We start from the raw sequence: 20,615 nt of genomic DNA, 5'->3' as shown, positions 1-20,615 counted from the left end.
AGTTATGATTGTTAACTCCACTTGCTCACAAAAAAAGGAGCAGCCTGTAATAGGCTACTCCTCTTGAATAATAACTTTTCACTTAAGCTTCAGCTCAATTTCTTAATCAGTTTCTCCACACGCTTTCGTTTTGTATCCTTTTCAATATCGCCCAGTCGTGAGGAAAGCGTCTTTATGAAAAGGGCTTTGTTATTATCGTTAACGATGGCTATTGCATTCTCCGCATACATTGGTAGCTGATTGGTCGGACATTTCTTAAGCTGTTCGATGAGTAATGTGAATGCATGATCCGCATATGGTTTGAGCGAACAAAGTTTAATCAGAATACTTACCCCGTGATCTTTGGTGATTACTGAACCTTTGTCCGTAATATCAACAATTTTCTCAAGTGCTAAATATATGACTTCCGGATTTTCAAGAGTTATCGCATCTAGTGCTGTCATAGCCCCCCAAACAAGTCGATTGTTTCCATGATCAAGCAATGTTACGAATTCTTTGCAGTATTCAGCAATTAAAGATGGCCTAAGATCTCCAATCTCATAGAGAACTTTAATGCAATCGCTTTGGATGTTCTTGTCATTGTTATGCAAGTTATCAACTAGTTCTATTACCGCTCCCTTATCATCTCGATCGGCAATATATTTCGCTAGCTCCTGGTTAGGACCTTCGTCTTTGCGGTTAAGTGACGATGCTAATTTGTCAATTATGGTCATCTGTTTTTCTCCTTCAAAAAATCTATTGCATAATTCAATTCCACGTCTTGCCCATCGATATATTTCATCTTAAACGTTTGCTCATTCATCGGAACCGTGATATCGGGAGCCGCTCCGCCAAATCCGCGTTCATCGCTATCGCCTTGAATCGTTTTGTCTTGATTAAGAGATCTGCCATCCGGAAACTGTACGATATATCCTCCCGGCATTTTCATTTCTATAGGAGCGGATACGACTCCGAACGAACCGTTCGTGGACGCAAAGCCGATAATCTTGACATTTTGCATTCCTTTTAAGAACAAAGGCAGTCCTTCCCCTGAGCTCGCGGTGTTAGAATTAATGAGGACCGCGATTTTCCCTGAAAAGTAAATATGCGAAGGATGAATGGTTCTGGTTTCGGCGCGGTTGATTTCGAAACGACCCGTATTTCGATTGTAGTAACTGACGTATTCATAGATCTTCTTTTCGTTCACAAAATGTCCTGCCATTTGGGCAACAAGGTCGTCGTCTCCGCCCGGATTATCGCGTAAATCGATGATGATTCCCTTTACACTTTTCTCTTGAAACTCTTTTAATAGGTCGTCCAGCGCTTGTGCGGGATCGGATTGCGTCGTTCCGGGAAGAAAATATCTGATTTTCACATACCCGTATTCCTCTCGAAGGACCTCGCCTTCTACGGGAGGATCTTCTTTTTTTAGCTTAATTTTCGTTTTCTTCAAGGTCTCGTATTGATCGTCGTAGGCTGTAAGCGTCGCAGTCTTGCTCGCTTCATCATCCCGATTCCGAAATTCGACTTGGATTTCTTTGCCGATTGGAGCTCTTGCCAAGAAACGCCCTTGATTTTGAATTCGATCTCCTTCGGTTGCCGATGGGTTCTCGCTCCAGGACGTTTGGTCCAATGCTTCCCGAACGTTTTTCCCGTCCCACGAAATGATTTCGGCTCCGAGCTTGATTCCGCTTTTGTCAGCCGGGCTGCCAGCTAACAGTAAGCTAACCAATACTTTGCCGTTATCCAATTGAACGGCGCTAATTCCGAATCCGCCGCCGACTTCATTTTTAAACGTGTTATTATCGTCGTAAAGATGTTCATTCGCGATTTCGATATGTCCGTCGCGGAAAGAAAAGAGGTAATCCCTTAAAGTTTTATAGTAGAGGCTCGGATCATGGTTGCTTTCCGCTTGGAGGAAAAGAGGCTCGTATTTCTTTTTCTTTGCCTCCCAATCGATTTTTTTCCAGTCTCCAAAAGGGTATTCGGCAGACAGTCTTTCGTTCATCGCGATAAAAGCTTTGGAATAGCTCTTATGGCTTAAATCGCTCACCGGATTGTATCGAACTTCTCCCGCAACGGTTAATGCCAATAGCGTAGGAAGAGTACCAAGGACGCAAACGATAACCATGACGAAGCGAAATTTCGAAGACATCGGCTTAATGGCCGGTTTAAAGACTCTTCTCGCAGTACTTAAGAATAGGATGGCCGTAGAGGAGTAAATCAACAGAGCCAGTAAAGAGGCGTCGCCTTTCATAAGGCTAATAATCGCAATGATTACACCTGCGCTCGGTATAAAATCCAACCAGCGGTTATTTTTGAGAATGGGCCAAGCATACCTCAGCAAGACGAACAAGTTTAGTGCACATAAGATCATTTCCCAGACAGTCAACCATTTTAATGAATCGATAACATCTTGAATAAAGCTCATCGTTTCTATTCCTCCGATCAGTTATATGTGAATCGAACTGAGTGTATTGGAGAAATATGAACGGAGCGTGAACTTATTTGCAAATGGCGGAATCGTTATGCAAGGCAGCGGGAAGCGTCACGGTAAACGTCGTGCCCAGTCCGACGGTGCTCTTCACCTCTATGCTTCCGCGATGGAGAGCAACGATTTTGTGGGAGATGGCAAGTCCGAGACCATTGCCGCTTCGGTCTTGGGCCCGCGACTTGTCCGCTTTGTAGAAGCGCTCGAAAATAGAGCTTAAATCGTCCGGCGCAATGCCGATCCCGGAATCGCTTATCGCAACGGCAATCTCATGAGGATGAGGCCGGCTGATCGCGATGAGAACTTGACCGGCGCGGGGCGTGAACTTGATGGCATTCCCGAGCAAATTCATCCAAACTTGATTGAGTTGATCCCGGTCGGCCGTTATCCGTGCGCCAGCTCCCGAAGGGGACTCTATGTCGACGCGAATGCGTTTGGCCGACCACTGAGGCTCGCACGCGACGATGACTCGTCGAATTTGCTCATCTAGTTTATACGATTCCATCTCGAACGGATGATGATCCGATTCAAGGGAAGCGAGCTTCAGCAAATTATCGCTGAGTCTGGATAATCTGTCGCTCTCGGTAACGATTATATCCAAGTATTGGACGCGATCGTCCTCTGCAATAAACAGATTGCCATCTTTTAGCGCCTTCGCGAATCCGGAGATGGAAGTTAACGGAGATTGGATTTCATGGGACACGTTTGATACGAAATCCTGTCGCATCCGCTCCAATTGCTTGATTTCCCTAGCCATGTCGTTAATGCTCCGCGAGAGAGTTCCGAGCTCGTCTCCGCGATTGATTTTCAACTCAACCTCAAAGTCCCCTTTGGCCAACCGCTTAGTCGCTTCCGTCATCGCTTGAAGAGGCTTCACCAGATATCTGCCGGCAATGAGAATACATAAGCTTCCGATCGCAAGCATGAGGAACAGAATAGTGAATAATAATCGAAAGATCGTAATTTCGTTCTTGGAAGAGCTCTGCAAAATTAAAGCATAATGTTTTCCTTCGGAAGAAAACGGAAGGCCGACGAACGTACCGTTATCTTTTCCTTGCGAACGGTACGGTTCTCCGCGCAGTACCATGCGAACCGATTCCGAGTTAATCGCTTCGACCTTCTTGCCTTTGGTCGGGACATAGGAGTTCATCCCGCCATTGCCGTCGTAAAGCTGCAAGGTATAGGAAACCAATTCAGCCATATCATTCATGAACACATCCAAATCCGGAGGATTCGTTTGCTCGTACACGCGTATTATACGATCACCTGCCGCGGTCATATCGTTTTTACCCGTAGCGTTCAGATCATTCTGGAATAGAGCAAGGGCGAGAAGAAGGGATGAGATCAAGCTGATGACGATGGCGGCCAGAAAAGTCAGCACGACGCGAACGTATAACGATTTCATCCCGGATTCACCGCCAGACGATAGCCGACGCTGCGTGCCGTTTCAATGCGAAAATGGCGGACGTCCCCGGCAAAGCGTTCCCGAAGCCGCTTGATATGTACATCGACGGTTCGATCGTCGCCTTCGTAATCCATGCCCCAAATCTGGGTAATCAGCTGCTCTCTCGTAAAAATCTGCCCCGGGTGGCCGGCAAGCATGAACAGCAGCTCGAATTCTTTCAGCGGCAATGCTAATTCCTCTTCTCCCCGCATGACCTTATACGTTTTCCGATTCAGTACGATTTCGCCCAACGGTATGACCTGGGACGAGGCAATACGGGATCGCTTCAGTAACGCTTTAACCCGCATCACAAGCTCAACTGGATCAAACGGCTTCGTCATATAATCGTCAGTCCCGAGCTGGAAGCCTTTTATCTTTTGACCCGATTCGCCCTTGGCCGTTACCATCAGAAGCGGAATGTCGGGATCGCTTTTCCGAATTTCTCTGCACAAATCCCATCCGTCCATATGCGGCATCATAATGTCGAGGATGACCAGATCGATTCCTGAACCTTTGACGATAGCATGCGCATCGATTCCGTTGTCCGCCTCGGTCAGATTGAATCCTTCATTCTTCAAATAAAGGCGCATCAAGGCGCGAATGTTAGGATCATCGTCCACGATAAGAATATTGACCATATAAACAATCCTCCACTTGGAAAACGATAGCCTTACGTTTGAATGTTGAACGCTGCAATCCCCAACTTATATTTACTGGACGGACCACGCGGTCGCATTCGGACACAATCAGAAGCACAATATAAAAAGCAGCCAAAACGAATACAATACGGCTGCTTTAAAAGTATAACATCTTCTGATTGTCTGGAGCTTTAAAACTCAATTTTCTGGTAAAAAAATGAACCAAGCATTGTGACATCACAACGATTGGTTCATTACCATCAAACACGATTTCTATGATTGGGGACTATTCCATACTGTACTAGGAACCTCTCGACGCAGCACAGGTGCAACCTCGGTGGCAAATCGTTCAATTTGCTCACGTTGCTCCATTTCTGACAAGCCATCTACACTGATGCTGACCACTTGGTGCCCATAAGCTTCATGATAGTTTAAAATCTTCTCGATCACTTTATCAGCGCTGCCGATCAAGGCAGGCCCATTTTGTACATTGTCCTCGAGGTCTTTGAAAGGCGAGTTGTTGTGCTGCGATGCAGCCGTTGCATGGAAAGCATCGTAATAGGGCCTATATCGTTTGACTGCTTCCTCTGTGGTGTTAGCTAGATATAAGCTTCCAAATCCCGAGCCAACCATTGCTTTTTGAGGATCATGGCCGTAATGGGCCAATCTCTCGCGATAATGATCGATTAATGCTTTATATTTAGCCTGGGGGTGAAACGTATTGGAGGAAAAAATCGGTTCACCATATTTCGCAGCTAATTCGGTCGACAGCGTACTAGATGCGCTTCCATGCCAGACCGGAATTGAATGTTGAAAGGGCCTTGGCTCGGTAGTCACATTATCAAGCGGTGAACGGTAGCGCCCCTGCCAGGTTACGTTCTCTTCGTTCCACAAGCGCTTCAGGAGTGCATATCGCTCTGCAAGGGATTCCCATTGTTCGTCTTCGGTAATTCCAAAAAGCGGATAGTGGCGCGGGTCGTTTCCTTTGCCAATAATCATCTCGAGTCGACCTCCCGAGAGATGATCCAGTGTGGCATAGTCCTCAGCAACACGCACTGGGTCGAGAACGCTTAGAACGGTAACTGTTGTTAGCAAACGAATCTTTACGGTTCTGGCAGCAATCGCGGTCAGAACGACTGGTGGCGAAGATGAGATAAACGGTGCTCCATGCCGCTCTCCAATGCCATAAGCATCAAAGCCGAGTTCTTCAGCAAGGACAGCCTGTTTAAGTACGTTCTCAAATTTCTGATGAGTGGTCAATGTTTCCCCGCTTACAGCATTCGGTATATTCATCATTAGGCTAAACAAAGCAAATTTCAAGATTTGCACTCTCCTCTCTAAGCCAGACTCCATCTCTAATAGGTTCATTCTAAACCTACCCTTTTTGAACATAAAAAAAAGCATGGATTTAATAATCCATGCTTCCGGTTGTCCAGCCAGCTTGTAATTCCGATTAGTTTAATGTGTTTTATATTTTTTAAGTTATCATCGTTACACAGCATTGTCAATCAACGCTTTTTGACCCTTCTTCTTGGGGTTTTATAGCTTTATTCGTCGCGACTCACACGAAAACCTTGATCGGGACCCATGCCATTTGCCTCAAAATTGCTCAGATAAGATAACTCGCCAACATCACCAAGCCAGCCTCCGCCCTTCACAACTCGGGTAGAGTTACTATTGCTTTCCGAGTCTCCAAACCCGTTCCAGCACCATTCCCTTACATTACCTGACATGTCATAAAGCCCTAACTCGTTGGGTTTCTTCACACCGATGGATTTTGTTTTGTTATGGTTGTTCTCTACTATAGGCCAGTTCCATTCTCCTGATAACATTTTATCTCCAGCGTTTTTCCAATACCATGCTACATCATCTGCATTATTGCTTCCGCTGTAGGTGTAACTTTTGCTCTTCTGACCACCACCTGCAGCATATTGCCACTCTGCTTCTGTCGGCAATCGGTAACCATTCGCTCCTGCATTGATCGTTACTGTCCATTTTAGAATATCGTTTTCACTTGTATTTTTCGGATCTTTATTATTCTTGTCTATTGAGTAATACGGTGTTAATCCCTCTTTGATACTCCTCTTATTACAATACTCCACAACGTCATACCAACTCACCATTTCTACCGGCAAATTGTCGCCTTTGAATTCCGAGGGATTGCTTCCCATAATCTCAATCCACTCTTTTTGAGTTACCTCATATTTGCCGATATAAAAGTTCGATAATGCTACTTTTTCACCATAGTAGTTGGACTTCTTGTTCATAAACGGTCCGCCTTTGACTAAGACAAAGTCATCAGGTATTTTATGCGAAGTTTTATCAGGCTTTTCTTGCGAACAAGCGCTGACAACAACCATTATTGCTATGATAAGAAAAACGATTAGTTTTCTCATTGTTATATCTCCTTTATACGTTTAGGAAAAACTATAGTCCGTGACAGACTACAATTCTCCTCTGGAAGCATTGAGGAGCGTTTAATGGGAAACGATCTCCTCAATGCGTCCAAACTGAAGGATCCAACTGGATGGATTCTAAAAGATAATAGTCAAGTAGCATGTAGGTTCTATCATTTTTTGAAATAGATAAGGCCGCAGGCTGTGAGACCGAACGACCTTATCATGATCAAAAGATTAAACACATTCTCAACACACTAGATTCATCAGGCGCCAATCCATTGCCCTAATTGAAGATGACCTATTACCAAACCGTTACGTTAGAGCTGCCACTGCTTTGATAGCCTTCTGTCGCTAACACCTGATAAGACCAACTGCTTCCGAGATTCATTCCTTTACTCTGCCATGCACTTACGTGGTTGCCAAAAGTGATAGCGACGTTGCTGCCTGTCGCTCTCTTAGACTGGCGGACACTCCAGAACTGGGTGAACGTTTTTGTGCCGTCAATGGAAGGTGCATTGACTCGTTGCGTCGTATAAATATCGTATGTTCCTCCATCACTGGACACTGTGCCTTTAAATGTTCCTGTAGGTCTATATGTCCCCCAGCTATCAACGACGTAATATTCAATGAGTGAGTTTCTTGTCCATCCATAGAGAGTCAAATACCCATTGCCGGACGGCGCCCAGACGCCGGCATTATAGTTTATTGTTCTAGATGGTGAACCAGTATTCCAGCCTTTACCAACCACAAAATTTCCGGTGTTTGACCAGCTGACACTGTAATTTCCACCAGATCCATTAGTAGCATTTACTGTGCCGCCACCATCAGTCCAATTTTGCCAGTAGTCTGTCGCTGCACTTGCGGATACTGCAAACAAGCTGGAAATACTCATGGAAGCTGCAATAACTAGCGTAAACACTTTCTTTTTAAACTTAAACATATATTATTACCTCCTAAAATTTGGTGTTTGTCACTGCTTGCCTACATACTACTTGAATATTACCTTTTATAAATTTTTATAAATCTCTCTCCTTTCATTGTTTGTCGGTTGTTTTTACTTGCAGTACAGTGCATAACTTGTCCTGTTTCAAATAACGTGAAATCTGTCCCTCCTATCCAAAGGAATTTTTCTTTCCATACAAGACAATTCGTGTCTTGAATAACTAAATTATAGAAAGTAAGCGCATACATTACAACTTAACAAATTATAGATTTGCCCCCACATATTAACTAATATTTCGAAACGCTCATGGAACCAAGGTCTGCACCCGACCCTCAATATCGTCGACATTCCCTTTTTAAAGTAAGAGCTATCAAAAAAGCCCCTATCCTTCCGCTTGGAATGACAGGGACCCTTCGCTATAACCTATTAAGCAAATGCGAGATACGTAACTACAATACCTAAAATGAGCTAGCCTTCAACGCTTATTCTCAGCTAGATCATCTTGTTACTCCACTTTGCTTAGAGCAAGCTTTGAGAACATATCTTGAAATACAGCGTCACGGTCGATATAACTTGCGCAGCGTATCAAATGTCTTGTGCTATCCGTGCTCCAGCGGAAGTCCTCGGAAATGATTGGGCTTGGAATAAGCCGCGAAGGAACCCACTTGGGCTGATTCAGCCATGCGATAACCGAGATATCCCATATCACCCTGGAATAGGCGAAATGATCATCCTTGCAGTTTTTGTACGTCTCATAGAGGTACTCTCCAATTGCGCCGGAAGGCTTTACATAATCTCTAACCTCCGATAGTGTCGTACGAAGGTTTGAAGCGACTCCCATGCATGGGATAAGGACCAAAGGCACTCCGCAGTTCATTACGGTTCTCGATGCATGGAGATCCTGTTCGAGATTAAACTCGCGAGTGTCAGGCCAATCCAGAGCATGGCCTCCCAGCCAGACTACAACGATGCGCTCAATGATTCGCGGCTCTAGCAGAATGGCACTCGCAATATTCGTAATGGCACCGATACCGACTACATATAATGGATCATTCTTATCGCTTGCCATTGCGCGTTCTACTAGGTTTAGAGCTGCCTCGCTGCGAATCGGGGAGCTATCAGTAGGCAAATAAGCTTCGGAGCCGCGATAGACGGGGACATCCTCTCGATTCATTAGCTTAAGAATGCGAATGATTTCCTTATAGCTTTTTTCCATCCCGTCATCGGGCCCCGTAGAGAGCTCATTATGGAACGGTGCTGCATATAGAGCCTGAAGCTCTATTTTTTCTGGTGATAATAGCGCATAAATAACCGCAAATTGGTCGTCGATCTCGTTAAAGGTATCCGTATCGAGCACCATCCTAACTCTACTACCCGGTGCCTCCAACTTGCGAACCAGCTCATCTACGGGCAATGCCCCGAAATCTAGACCCATATCATCTACCTCCATTTATATAATGAATTGGCTTTTCAGCCATGCTATAATGAATTCATTTTATAAATAATTTAAATAATGTAGTAGCATCATACGGTCGTTCTATATCACGAATTGGCTACGATGACAGGAGAGCTATGAATGGCAGCCTCATTGGATTTCTTTTATCAAGAAACGAGAGCGAAGCATGAGCATATTGCAATGCATCATCATCAGTGTTATGAGCTGGTTTATTACGACTGCGGTCAGGGGACAACTCGAATCGGGGATGCCGAACATGTTTTCAAGGCAGGTGATTACGCGATAATAGCACCTTGCACGCCTCACGATGAACGGCATGGCAAACCGTCGAAGGTTATGTTTACGGGATTCACCAGCACCATCTATCCTCCCTTGAAAGAAGGAATCTACCAAGATTCCCCGTCAAGGCCTATTCTTGGCCTCATGCAGATGATGGCCAAAGAGCTTCGTGATAAGCCCCCCTTCTATAAGCAATTGCTCGATAATTTGATTTCACGCCTATATTTGGAAGCACTGCGGGCTCATCCTGCCCAAGAACCAGATAGCCGTCATGACATTATCCGATTCGCCCAGGCTTTCATCGATGAGTACTATACGCAGAAAATTGACTTCCAAGCTCTTGCCGACCAATCTGGTTATAGCTATGATCGGTTTCGTCATTTGTTCAAAGAGAAGATCAAGTTATCTCCCAGCCAATATATTTTGCAGCGTAGGATTGAGCACGCCAAAACAATGCTTAGGCATACCCCCTTGCAAATATCGGTTATCGCGATGGAATGCGGCTTTTCAACGGATGCGCAGTTTTGCAGCCTGTTTAAGCGAGAAACGGAGATAACCCCGAAGCAGTATAGAGAGCTCGCCGGTAATTAGAGGTGAATGAGTTACTTATTCTCATAACGTATTAAGCCGTAGTTCATAAAAATACTGCACAATGGGATGCTTTAACATCATCTTCTCGGCCATGTTTAAAAGCCGCTTTTTCCCAATTCGTCTGTCCACCAAAGCTAGAATATTTAATAAAATATCATTGCTCTCTAGGCTTTCCTCTATAGAAGTGGATAAAAACTTATTAGCGACAACGACAAAATTTGATTTACTTAATGATGATTGTGCTGAAAAAATTTCCTTAGCATATTCGGATAGTTTTCTGCTTCTTGCCATTACTTTTAGACGATCCTCAGGAACTTTCCCATTGGTATCTTTTCTCACCGCTTCAATTTCTTCATGGTTGATAGGAATTTCGATAGCTGAATCATTCTTAATTTCCAGCTCCGTCTGATACCATCTAATTAAAGTAGTGCTATCACTCATACTGAGTACGTTCTTTTTATCTACCGCAATATAACATTGACCAGCTTTGTCAGGTAAATAGCGATAGCTGGTTGCACGATATTCGAACCTGCCAAGTAAAGCAGGAGATAGAAAACTCTCAAGCTGTTGCTTCAATTTGCTCCAGGACATATTGCCTCCTAATTTCTATGTTCTATATAATAAATACCTATTAAGGGATTCGTAGCATGAAAAAACCTCCACCGCTGTGAGTGGAGGCCAACATAACGCTTGTTATCCATTATAACAAATTCTAACGTTTATTGACGGTTTCTAAATATTACCCTATTGAGCGCTGCTGAGCCGATCCATCACTTAATCTCAGCCAAGTATCAAACGTTTTGGATCCCTGTTGCAATTCAATCACTCTTGCACCAATTGGAATATCCGTATCCCATATAATATAGCTTGAAGAGCGTCCATAACAAAGGCGAATGCCCTGATGCTCGCCCGAATAATCATTTCCGTGATCATGCCCCGCAAAGGTTCCCATAACATCGCCCATCTCTACCATTGCGGAAAATAAACCGCTGTTAATACGAGGGCAAGAAACCTCTTCTCTTTTTTCGCCATGGCACTCAGACTTATCCCATACCTCTTGATACTCTGGCAATGGAATATGGAAGAAAGCTAGGGAAGGAATAGGTTGTCCTCCATTCTGATCGGTGAATGCCTTCGATTGTGCCGCATACCAGTCAATTTGATCTCTGCGAATCCAATCGTATCCATGAATGTGAGGAAGGGCAGAGTAACTGCCGCTATCCAAAAAATATAAAGCTGCCGCGAAACGTTCATCACTACCCTGTATGCTCAACACATAATTGCCTACACCGCTGACATGCTCAGCCGTCCGTTCAGCGGCGCAATAGCTATGGCTCAGTTGAATATTCATAAGCTGTTCCCTTGTAATTCCCGCTTCCGAGTCGTGATTGCCGAAAATAGCAACCCAAGGGACTTTCATCGCTTCTATAGTCGATACTACATCTCGGAATGACTGCTCTGGATTGCTGCAGCGCAAACTGCCGATGACATCACCTGCAAATACAACAAGATCAGGCTGCTCCGTCTCCATGACGGTTCGCATCATGTTAGCGGTTCGCTCATTTAGGTCAGCGGCATCATCCATATACTCAGTGTCAGAAAACTGGACTATTTTGAATGTACCGTCAGTACGGAATTTTAATGCTTTATTCATTCCGAATCTCCCCAACATAATAAAATGATAGCTCCTTAATAGCAGGCTCGCCTTGCGACTTTGTCACGGTTAGAGAGACGCCTCGAACTTTAACAGGCGGAATTCGTACAATAGCCTTATGACCAATATTTTGTCCCTCATATACCGTTATGGTACGATGCGATTTCTCTGTCATAATATTGATTTGAAAACTCAAAATATGCTCCCCAGAAGATAAATCCTCTTGAATAACAATATGATCAATCAGATGTGGATGAGCAGGCTCATAAACCCATTCATTCTGGTTGTGAGTACATTGCTCCAAGGTCGCGATAGGGCTGTCAAATCTTCTTCTAATTTCTGCGCCCATTGCAGCGAGTCGGCTTGTGTCTTTCGAAGGCAGCAAGCCTTGTCTATCCGGGCCGATATTCAGCAGCAAATTCGTACCGCGCCCTACCGAATAATAGTATAAGCCCATGAGCTGATCGAGACTTTTGATCGTATGCTCGTCGCTATCGCTATAAAACCAATTCGCTCGCATCTGCACATCACATTCCGCAGGCAGCCATAGCTTATCTGTCAATGCTTCCTTTTCCTCGGTCATGATCGAAAACTCAAGCGAATCCACAACATTCCAACAAGGAATCGGCGCAATGCCATCCTCATTCCCGACCCACCGGAAATCAGGATCTCCCATATTAAAAATTAAAATATTCGGTTGAAGGCGACGAATTTCTCCAATGATTCGTTTCCAATCATATTCATGATCCTCCGAGCCACAACCGTCAAACCACAAAATATCAATCTCTCCATATTGACCTAGCAGCTCTGTAATTTGATTTACAAAATAATCATCGTAAGCGCTTGCATCCTGGTTATAGAAATCCGCAGATCCGTCAAAAGGAGAATAATATAAACCAGGCTTTACATCATATTTTCGACAAGCCTCTATAAACTCCCGAACAACATCACCCTGACCATCCTTCCATGGCGATTGTTTCGTAGAGAACGAGCTATACTTCGACGGCCAATTAGAAAACCCATCATGATGCTTAGCCGTAAGTACAGCATAATTCATTCCGGCTTCCTTCGCCGTACGGATCCATTGCTCACAATCCAATTGCTGCGGGTTAAACAACTCGGGGGACATGCCTCTTGGATCAAAATCTACGTACCCTTCATAAAACGTTCGTAGACCAAAGTGCACAAATAATCCGAACTCCCAGGATTGATACTCGAGTTGTTTCGGGCTTGGCTTAATAATAGAATTTACTGTCATCTTAAGCACCTCTTCTTCATTAATGGAGTATTTTTATTCACACTAGGAAATAAGCTACTAACACATTTTCACTTTATTGTGATATTCATTCGAGCTAACACCAGTATATTCCTTGATTTTTTATAAAACTAAACCAATTTCCGATACTTTACCTCTAGAGTAGCAATTTCATATACTTTTTTTATCGGAATTAATCAACAACTCTTTAGACTTTTTCATGCGCACGTTTAATAAATAATTATTAAAGAAGATGCCTTGTTTGGCTTTAAACAGCTTATCTAGACAAACAGGGTGAAGATGTATTTGTTCTGACAATATACAAACAAGAGCTCTTTATATTGCATAAAGCGCGTACTATCAGCTAAATCTAACTAGAATAAATTATCGTGATGACCTCTGATCTCTTGAACCACACGCAGCAATTGCACCATTTTTTTGATTACAGTAGCTTGTACGGACGGTTTTGGCATTGAGTCATCTACGAATTATTTCTTATGCTTCTGAACTGGTTTGAAGAATGTGGACTTTTGTCCATATCATAGACATATGGTAGGGATAAATGTGGTATGGTAATAAATAGTTTACTTACACAGGAATACTTATAAATTATGCAACGGGATGCGATACAAAGAAATTCACACCTATTAACGGTTATTCGCAAAGAGACTATACATTGCTGGTATATAAAAAGGAGTTCTCACCATGAAAAGATTTTTAGCCATTTTCACATTATTATTTTTAACAGTCTCATTACTTTCCGGTTGTTTAATTCAAAATAAAAAAGATAATGATGCCACTAATTCTACGAATAAGAGTGAAGCTATCACATATACAAGTGAACAAAAGGACTTATTAAATGCAATATCCAATAATAGTTTCTCGAAAGAATTACCAAAAGAATATACTCTGTCAGCTAGTATTGATTTATTAAAAGAAAATGATGCAGATCGGATCCAATATGAAATTTTCATAGAAAAGACAATAATAAAGATGGAAAATCTTATAATGTCTTTCTATCTTGAACCAGAAATGATTGATAAATTAAATACAAGTTCTGTTTACCAATCCAATACACTGAATGATATGGCTATAGGAATAGCACCTACTGGCGACGCCCTTGGGGCAACACTGGGCAGAGCATTTATTTTAGATAAGAACAAAATTGATTTAGAAACCAAAGATATATACAAAACAATTTACACAAAAATATCTTACGGTGATAAAGATAATAGAGTAGAGAACTATATAAAATTAAATGCGACAGCATCTGTTGAAATACAAAATTATTTAAATAAATATTTAAATAAATAAAAATATGAAATTTACAACTAAACCTTATGAGCGTACTGATATTTCAGAGGAATATCACACAGGTGTGAAAAAAAAAAGGTTCATTTGGGGATATTCTCCTCCTGCTTCTCGACACTAGTCTGGATAAAAAGAAAACCTTGAAGGTTTCATCCCTCAAGGCCAGTCATATTTCCACTTACTATACAACTCAAGCCTATCTGCTTCAAGAAATTGTAACGACAATTTGTTCACTGCACCAAAATTAGTGAAATTCACACGTGCTTGTGCAAGAGACATGTGGTTAGGAGAACTATAGTATTGTAGGTCTGTGTTTCCATCATCTTCCCAAAAACATACTGGACATATGTCATATTCGCCTTTTTGGGGAAGCGTCTTATATTCACAACAAGGACAAGTTATTAGTTCCTCTTGCACTCCCTCTACCACATGACTAGTGTATAATATCTCTGATATTTTTTTAGATAAAAATTCATTCCTAACTCCAATATATTTTACTTTTAGTGCTTCGATAATAAGTGAATTGTATCTATCATCCATTACATACTCTGGTGGTTCTTCAGAATTCAATATTTCATACTTAAGCAAATCCGGTAAATTGTTAAAAACAGCATCTTCTTGATCGATTCCCCACCAGTTTAACAATACTTCATACCGTAATGTATTAGGCATTATGTTAATCATATTTTTGATAATATGTAGAATTGCATCTTCACGTTCCAATCTGTTACACCTCACTTTAGAGGGTTATGTTGTTTTATTTTGAAATTTAGACGTGAATACCCTTAGATTTTTTTAGCAATCCTTTCTGTCTCAAAATTTCTAATTTATGATATGGAATGCTGTTAAGAAGTCCTCCCTTTGATACATCCAATCCTTCCCAGTCCACATAAACAATGAAATCGTCTGTAATGGGAATAGACTCTGACCAATCAAGCTCGTTTATGGCATAAGCAACCTCATGCCAAAATTTCTTTCCTTGCACCCACCAATTGCTTTTAAAACCCCAATAGTTGATGAGTTTTCTTAAATTTTCAAGCAATTCACTATTGTTTATAGAAACCTGATAATTACCTGGATGCTCTCCAGAATTCCAGAATGTATGTAGACCTTTGTTCTGTTCAAGTTGCTCCATTCTAATTTTTTCGAGACCTGGATGGTAAATTGGATCATATAAACCATTGGGCTCACCGTGTAAATATATCGCTACGAAACAAAGTCGTTCTCCCGATAATTGTTGGCGAATACGATCAAATAGTGACACTGTTTCTGCAATTAATCCCTTCTTAACTACTTCACGTAAATGAACAGCTTCAGGCTTGGAGATATTGATGTATAGTAAACCTTGTTGATTATCAAGTACTTTGTATAAGGCTCCAGAAGCATCATATTCAAAATACGTATTTACTCTAGATTCATAACCTCTTTTCCCGCTAAACTGAGGATGATGAACACAAGAAAGTCTTTCATTCTCATATATGTATTCCTCAAAACGATACCAAGAATCTTCAACAATTAATCCATGACGTACAATAAATTCTACACAACTAATTGGCCGGTCATCCTCGATTTTGTATTCTTTTATCGAATCAATTTTACCATTCGTATACACTCTTGTTAGAATAAATGAATCATCATACTCCGTATAACCATGAGTATCTTTCATCCCATCACATGCTGAAACTATTATTCTTCCTCTGTTATCAAAACCATAGTAGGATTCCGATTCTTTCTTCGATATGCTTCCTCTCTTCTGGCTATTTCGTTCAAACCAGAATGGTTCAAAATCATATCGTTTGTTAATCGTATATTCTTTCCTATCTATACGTCCTACAGCCGCATTTTTATATATTTCATAGTTTTGCTCAGCATCTATACACAAATTAAAAAAATATTGCACATCGATCAAGAAATTCAACCCTTTCAATACATTTCTCATTATCCTAAATTCAACAATTAATGACATTTCCCTGCACTTCGTCATTTAGATAATAAAAAGACCGATGATTTTCATCAGCCTTTTTCGTCAATTATCTCTTCGCCTTATAAAACCATAGGTTCTAATCGGATGGCATCCGACGTTTGGGGACGAAATTCTCCCCCGCTTTGTCTCCTCCTGCAAACCAATCTCTTGGGTCGGAATCCATATAACAACTCATACAAGAAATGGTCAGAGTCTGCCTAAAATCAATATTGAAGGAGAATCGTTCCTTGAAGCGAGCTCCAAAGAGGAACACAGTCAAAATAAGCGATCCCCCATAATTAGGGAGATCGCTTTATCATTTTGAGAAATCCGATTTCGTAGATCTTATTTTGCTCCTGGTATTTGTGGACTTGTTGACGATGGTGATCTTTTTGAGTTTGTTTCTAATTCTTGATCTGTTTGTGGCGATGGTGCAGGATGTGCCTTAATGTATTCGAGTACATTGTAGATTTGTTCTGCTGCCTCAGCACGAGAGATTTCAGCTTTAGGATGGAAGTTCCCTTGTTCATCTAGTTTCACTACGTTATAAGCTAGCGCCCGCTGGATGGATCCATCATAATCAACTGTTATATCCGTGCTATCGTTAATCTGGGCAGGAACAAGCTTAATCTTTGGAAGATTGCTATGCGTTTCAATCGTGCTAATAAGCTGGTGAGTGAACTCTTCACGCGTCCATTTCTTGTTAAGATTCAGATCGGCTGGCAGTACGACTCCATTAACGCTTGCCGTAATTAAGGCATTCGCATACCAAGCATTGTTGTCTGCGTTTTTGAAATAATCCGTAGCTTTAGGTTCTACAAGGAATCTTACTAGATCTAGATTCAAATTTGCGGCATTAACGATAAGCTGAATGCCTTGTGCCGCTGTGATGGTGTCATTCGGGGCAAATAAGTCGTCTGAAATACCATGGACTAAGCCTTGTTCTTGTAAGGCAACAATTTTATCTTTTACCGCGATATTCGTTATATCCGAGAAAGGGTTGGCAGCTGCATAGCTGTGACCTACAAAGGTTAATGATAATGCGGTAATAGTGGACATAGTAATCATTTTGAATTTTGTTTTCATTTCTTTCACCTCGTAGAGTTTTTAGTTAAAATTCAAATATTTCATTCGTTGTTTCTGATCTCGCCCTTACATTAGTAATACAATCGAAGAGCCTATTATTTTTCACACTAAAAAAATTTTTATGGACGATAGATTAAAAAAGAGTGCTAAGGCTATCTCCGAATTCGAGATGAGCTAGTGAAGGCAAAATAAAAAGGAATGAGCCCGGTACAGTACCGAACTCATTCCCAGAATGTCGCCTTTGAAATATTTTAGTGGATGTCCTTTTTCTTAAAGCTGCCACCTTTTACTTCAGCAACCTCGTACACCATGATGAAAGCATTTTCGTCAATCTCACGAATAATTTCTTTCATTTTTCGCTCTTCCAGACGGTTAATGACGCATGTGATTTCTTTAAAATGCTCATTTGAATAGCCGCCTTGCACCACACTATACGTAGCGCCGCGACCCAAGCGATTGCGAATCGTTTCAATCATGCTTTCAGGATGCTTGGTAATGATCTTAAACGTTTTAGCTCCGCTGAGGCCTTCTTCGACGATATGTATCACCTTGGAAGCTATAAAATAAGCAATACCCGATAATATAGCACCCTGTAATCCAAATACCGTCGAGACGACGATAAATACGAATACGTTCAGGAATAAGATAAGATCGCTTGTACCGAAAGGAAGCTTCCGGGAAAGCAATACCGCCAACATATCAATGCCATCCAGCGCGCCGCCGTTCCGAAGAGCAAGACCCATCCCCAAACCGATAATGATGCCTCCAACAACGGTGACGAGGAGCGTATCGCCTTCTACAATCGGAGTAATATGGTGCATAACGACGGTACCCACGGCCAGTGAAGCAATACCGATCACGGAATATATCGCGAAGCTTTTTCCAATCTGTTTATACCCTAAATATACGAACGGTATATTCAGAATCGCAATGAGAAGTCCCAAAGGCAACCCGAATAGATTCGACCCTACGATGCTAAGACCCGTCACGCCGCCGTCCGATACATTGTTCGGAATTAATACTGCCTCAAGGCCATAGGCCGTAATAAAAGCACCGATGACAACAATGAGTCCTCGCAGCACCGCGACCAATACTGCTGTCTGTTTATTCTCTTTCTTCATTTTAAACCTCATTTCCTATTCTCGTTTCTTTAACTTCACTAAATGTAAACATTTTTCCCTTTAAAATTTTAAATATCAATTCGCCTAAAGTCAATTATTACATTCCTATAGTGGCTCGTCTACCCTACGCAACCCACAACAAACCGCAACCACTTCATAACAGAAGAGCAAATGCGACCTCGAACTAGAATTCTAAACCTACTCTCCATACAAAAGCCTTAAATCAAATGATGAAGCATATAACAAAGATCTTCTTCATCTGATATTGCCAATTGGCTTATATTAGGAACTTTTCAAGTTGTAATAAATTGCTTAATACTTTCTTTCAATGTAGTGACTGGACCGCCAATTATTCTTTCCAAATCTGCTGAGGTCGAGGAAGTATTAATCTTGCCTAAAAACCCATATATCCAGTTTTGGATCTGAGGATCTTGACGGATTGAAACGGGTTTACCTGAAAGTTCAGACAAAACTATCGCAAGATCAGTGAAGGTCCAAGGACGAGGTGCAGTAAGTTCATATGTCTTATTCTGATGACCTGGTTCGGAGAGAACTACTGCTATTCCTAAAGCAAGATCCTTACGTGTCACAGTATTAAATTTCCACTCTCCGGGGTAAATGCTTAGTTCACCTGTAGCTATGGCAGTATCCAAACCAAGTACTCCAACAAAATCAGTATATAAAGAATTTCTGAGAAAAGTATGTGGAATTCCTGATGTGAGAATAGCCTGCTCAGTAGCCAAGTACAAATTAGTGGGTGGAATTGAGCCATTTCCTAGAAAAGCAAAGCTTGTAAATAGGAGTTGTTCCACTTGCGATTTTTTCGCAGCTTCTATGACATGCGCATGTTGACGCAACCTAATGGTATCATCCTTATTAGAGCTTGAAATTAATAATAGCTTAGAAGCTCCGGTAAATGCTTGATCAAGAGTTTCACGTTTATCGTAGTCACATAGTCGCACTTCAATTCCTTGCTCAAGAAATTCTTTGGCGTTCTCAAGGTTCCGAACACAGGCAACAATTTGATCTGCCGAAACTTTCTGAAGGAGTTGCTTGATAATTAAACTTCCTAATTTACCATTGGCACCTGTAATGACGATCGACATCAAATTTCATCCTTTCTGCTATAATTTTAGTTAAGCACTTAACCAAATACCTAAAAAATGTCACTTTCTTTGTAGTTTATTTAATAAAACAAGGAGTTGTCTCAATTCATGCTCTTCCAGCACTTTCATTTTTTCGGCAATCCTTTGACGATTTTCAGGTAAGTTTTTCAACAGGAGGCTCTGGCCTTCACTTGTTATTGAAATCACCGTTTTTCTACCATCCATAGGATGGCTTGCTCGGCGAATTAATCCGTCATTTTCTAACGGGATAAGCAAAAGACTAATATTTGGTTTGGTTACGCCAATTTTCTTAGCGAGCATCGAGGGTAGTATCGTGCCTCCTTCCTTCATAATTTCAACCAAAATTCGAATTCTAGCACCATTCAAACCTTTGGATTGCCAATATCTTTCCGATACATCGACTAAATTTGCCGTTACTTCAACTAAGGAAAAAAAAGCGAGCGAATGTAAAGGTAAATCATGAATGTATTCTTGCAACTCTTTCATAAAGTCACCACCAAAAAGTAGTTAAGCACTTAACTTAATTTACTACGTATATGTAATATTTGTCAAATTCATATATCCAACCCGAGATATACCTTTTCCATTATTCTTCATAGGAGCTTAATAACATGGCCTAATGGGAAACTTTATGATTATGCTAATGGACTTTTTTCAGAAGCAAGCGGCTCTATCTTTCATCTCGATTATGATGACTTGACCATTGCTCCAACAGTTGAAAAAATAACCCTGAATTAGATTGATACCCTTCTCATTCTCCAGCGCCAACCTCTGGTAATCAGTTATGATATTTTTCAGTTGAATTATTAGATAAAATTTCCAGAAGGCCCAACTTCGCGCCGAACGTTTCAGCACAAGAGTGACGACAAAAAAACCTC

At 41.6% G+C, this 20,615-nt stretch carries 19 protein-coding genes; 2 read left to right on the top strand and 17 right to left on the bottom strand.

Going from position 1 to position 20,615, the window contains the following annotated elements; genetic code table 11:
• Positions 1-89: 89 nt before the first annotated feature.
• The 8 genes from BK120_RS21230 to BK120_RS21190 all read right to left on the bottom strand — a co-directional run bounded on the left by BK120_RS21230 (position 90) and on the right by BK120_RS21190 (position 9,329).
• Positions 90-713, bottom strand: coding sequence for a hypothetical protein (locus tag BK120_RS21230; RefSeq protein WP_083682278.1), 624 nt, complete (start codon positions 711-713; stop codon positions 90-92).
• Entirely contained in the window at positions 710-2,410 is a 1,701-nt protein-coding gene (locus tag BK120_RS21225; RefSeq protein ID WP_076269494.1) for a S41 family peptidase, read from the bottom strand. Before BK120_RS21225 ends, BK120_RS21230 begins: the two co-directional genes overlap by 4 nt.
• Before the next feature lie 73 nt (positions 2,411-2,483).
• On the bottom strand, positions 2,484-3,875 hold the full coding sequence (locus BK120_RS21220; protein WP_076269493.1) for a sensor histidine kinase: 1,392 nt from the start codon (positions 3,873-3,875) through the stop codon (positions 2,484-2,486).
• The gene (locus BK120_RS21215) at positions 3,872-4,552 is read right to left on the bottom strand and encodes a response regulator transcription factor (RefSeq protein ID WP_076269492.1); all 681 of its coding nucleotides are present in this window, start codon (positions 4,550-4,552) and stop codon (positions 3,872-3,874) included. The genes BK120_RS21220 and BK120_RS21215 overlap by 4 nt, the downstream gene beginning before the upstream one ends.
• A 273-nt stretch (positions 4,553-4,825) precedes the next feature.
• Positions 4,826-5,872 (bottom strand): LLM class flavin-dependent oxidoreductase, encoded by a 1,047-nt coding sequence (locus tag BK120_RS21210; protein WP_076269491.1) that lies wholly within the window; start codon positions 5,870-5,872, stop codon positions 4,826-4,828.
• A 227-nt stretch (positions 5,873-6,099) separates the two neighbouring features.
• Positions 6,100-6,948, bottom strand: a complete 849-nt coding sequence (locus BK120_RS21205) for a formylglycine-generating enzyme family protein (RefSeq protein WP_076269490.1) — start codon at positions 6,946-6,948, stop codon at positions 6,100-6,102.
• 304 nt (positions 6,949-7,252) lie between these two features.
• Entirely contained in the window at positions 7,253-7,891 is a 639-nt protein-coding gene (locus BK120_RS21200) for a glycoside hydrolase family 11 protein (RefSeq protein ID WP_076269489.1), read from the bottom strand.
• 508 nt (positions 7,892-8,399) lie between these two features.
• Positions 8,400-9,329 (bottom strand): nucleoside hydrolase, encoded by a 930-nt coding sequence (locus BK120_RS21190; RefSeq protein WP_076269487.1) that lies wholly within the window; start codon positions 9,327-9,329, stop codon positions 8,400-8,402.
• A gap of 141 nt (positions 9,330-9,470) precedes the next feature.
• Here BK120_RS21190 and BK120_RS21185 point away from each other — a divergent pair, with 141 nt between their 5' ends.
• A complete protein-coding gene (locus BK120_RS21185) occupies positions 9,471-10,220 on the top strand; it encodes a helix-turn-helix transcriptional regulator (protein WP_076269486.1) in 750 nt (249 codons plus the stop codon).
• 21 nt (positions 10,221-10,241) lie between these two features.
• Here BK120_RS21185 and BK120_RS21180 read toward each other — a convergent pair whose 3' ends face one another.
• The 3 genes from BK120_RS21180 to BK120_RS21170 form a co-directional block, all read right to left on the bottom strand.
• Entirely contained in the window at positions 10,242-10,811 is a 570-nt protein-coding gene (locus tag BK120_RS21180) for an SF0329 family protein (RefSeq protein ID WP_076269485.1), read from the bottom strand.
• A gap of 148 nt (positions 10,812-10,959) precedes the next feature.
• Positions 10,960-11,874 carry a metallophosphoesterase family protein gene (locus BK120_RS21175; RefSeq protein ID WP_076269484.1) on the bottom strand — a complete coding sequence of 305 codons (915 nt, stop codon included), beginning with the start codon at positions 11,872-11,874 and terminating at the stop codon, positions 10,960-10,962.
• A complete protein-coding gene (locus BK120_RS21170; RefSeq protein ID WP_076269483.1) occupies positions 11,867-13,132 on the bottom strand; it encodes an alpha-L-fucosidase in 1,266 nt (421 codons plus the stop codon). Before BK120_RS21170 ends, BK120_RS21175 begins: the two co-directional genes overlap by 8 nt.
• Positions 13,133-13,834: 702 nt before the next feature.
• Here BK120_RS21170 and BK120_RS21165 point away from each other — a divergent pair.
• A complete protein-coding gene (locus tag BK120_RS21165) occupies positions 13,835-14,443 on the top strand; it encodes a hypothetical protein (protein WP_076269482.1) in 609 nt (202 codons plus the stop codon).
• A 153-nt stretch (positions 14,444-14,596) separates the two neighbouring features.
• Here BK120_RS21165 and BK120_RS21160 read toward each other — a convergent pair whose 3' ends face one another.
• The 6 genes from BK120_RS21160 to BK120_RS21135 all read right to left on the bottom strand — a co-directional run bounded on the left by BK120_RS21160 (position 14,597) and on the right by BK120_RS21135 (position 20,223).
• Complete coding sequence (locus BK120_RS21160) at positions 14,597-15,163, bottom strand: CPCC family cysteine-rich protein (RefSeq protein WP_083682276.1); 567 nt, start codon at positions 15,161-15,163, stop codon at positions 14,597-14,599.
• 46 nt (positions 15,164-15,209) lie between these two features.
• On the bottom strand, positions 15,210-16,349 hold the full coding sequence (locus BK120_RS21155) for a hypothetical protein (RefSeq protein WP_076269611.1): 1,140 nt from the start codon (positions 16,347-16,349) through the stop codon (positions 15,210-15,212).
• Positions 16,350-16,748: 399 nt separating this feature from the next.
• Positions 16,749-17,489, bottom strand: coding sequence for an S-layer homology domain-containing protein (locus tag BK120_RS21150; RefSeq protein WP_076269481.1), 741 nt, complete (start codon positions 17,487-17,489; stop codon positions 16,749-16,751).
• 251 nt (positions 17,490-17,740) lie between these two features.
• Positions 17,741-18,610, bottom strand: a complete 870-nt coding sequence (locus BK120_RS21145; protein WP_076269480.1) for a YitT family protein — start codon at positions 18,608-18,610, stop codon at positions 17,741-17,743.
• Between the two features lie 293 nt (positions 18,611-18,903).
• Positions 18,904-19,716, bottom strand: a complete 813-nt coding sequence (locus BK120_RS21140; protein ID WP_076269479.1) for an NAD(P)H-binding protein — start codon at positions 19,714-19,716, stop codon at positions 18,904-18,906.
• Between the two features lie 60 nt (positions 19,717-19,776).
• Complete coding sequence (locus BK120_RS21135; protein WP_076269478.1) at positions 19,777-20,223, bottom strand: MarR family winged helix-turn-helix transcriptional regulator; 447 nt, start codon at positions 20,221-20,223, stop codon at positions 19,777-19,779.
• Positions 20,224-20,615: the final 392 nt, after the last annotated feature.

Origin of the sequence: Paenibacillus sp. FSL A5-0031 (assembly GCF_001956295.1) — a bacterium.
Lineage (GTDB): Bacteria > Bacillota > Bacilli > Paenibacillales > Paenibacillaceae > Pristimantibacillus.
This window is presented reverse-complemented; position numbering and strand designations above follow the sequence as displayed.

Bases quoted from the DNA above. Each gene is read 5' to 3' on its own strand.
- BK120_RS21230 (WP_083682278.1), bottom strand. From the start codon at position 713: ATGACCATAATTGACAAATTAGCATCGTCACTTAACCGCAAAGACGAA.
- BK120_RS21225 (WP_076269494.1), bottom strand. From the start codon at position 2,410: ATGAGCTTTATTCAAGATGTTATCGATTCATTAAAATGGTTGACTGTC.
- BK120_RS21220 (WP_076269493.1), bottom strand. From the start codon at position 3,875: ATGAAATCGTTATACGTTCGCGTCGTGCTGACTTTTCTGGCCGCCATC.
- BK120_RS21215 (WP_076269492.1), bottom strand. From the start codon at position 4,552: ATGGTCAATATTCTTATCGTGGACGATGATCCTAACATTCGCGCCTTG.
- BK120_RS21205 (WP_076269490.1), bottom strand. From the start codon at position 6,948: ATGAGAAAACTAATCGTTTTTCTTATCATAGCAATAATGGTTGTTGTC.
- BK120_RS21200 (WP_076269489.1), bottom strand. From the start codon at position 7,891: ATGTTTAAGTTTAAAAAGAAAGTGTTTACGCTAGTTATTGCAGCTTCC.
- BK120_RS21190 (WP_076269487.1), bottom strand. From the start codon at position 9,329: ATGGGTCTAGATTTCGGGGCATTGCCCGTAGATGAGCTGGTTCGCAAG.
- BK120_RS21185 (WP_076269486.1), top strand. From the start codon at position 9,471: ATGGCAGCCTCATTGGATTTCTTTTATCAAGAAACGAGAGCGAAGCAT.
- BK120_RS21180 (WP_076269485.1), bottom strand. From the start codon at position 10,811: ATGTCCTGGAGCAAATTGAAGCAACAGCTTGAGAGTTTTCTATCTCCT.
- BK120_RS21175 (WP_076269484.1), bottom strand. From the start codon at position 11,874: ATGAATAAAGCATTAAAATTCCGTACTGACGGTACATTCAAAATAGTC.
- BK120_RS21170 (WP_076269483.1), bottom strand. From the start codon at position 13,132: ATGACAGTAAATTCTATTATTAAGCCAAGCCCGAAACAACTCGAGTAT.
- BK120_RS21165 (WP_076269482.1), top strand. From the start codon at position 13,835: ATGAAAAGATTTTTAGCCATTTTCACATTATTATTTTTAACAGTCTCA.
- BK120_RS21150 (WP_076269481.1), bottom strand. From the start codon at position 17,489: ATGAAAACAAAATTCAAAATGATTACTATGTCCACTATTACCGCATTA.
- BK120_RS21145 (WP_076269480.1), bottom strand. From the start codon at position 18,610: ATGAAGAAAGAGAATAAACAGACAGCAGTATTGGTCGCGGTGCTGCGA.
- BK120_RS21140 (WP_076269479.1), bottom strand. From the start codon at position 19,716: ATGTCGATCGTCATTACAGGTGCCAATGGTAAATTAGGAAGTTTAATT.
- BK120_RS21135 (WP_076269478.1), bottom strand. From the start codon at position 20,223: ATGAAAGAGTTGCAAGAATACATTCATGATTTACCTTTACATTCGCTC.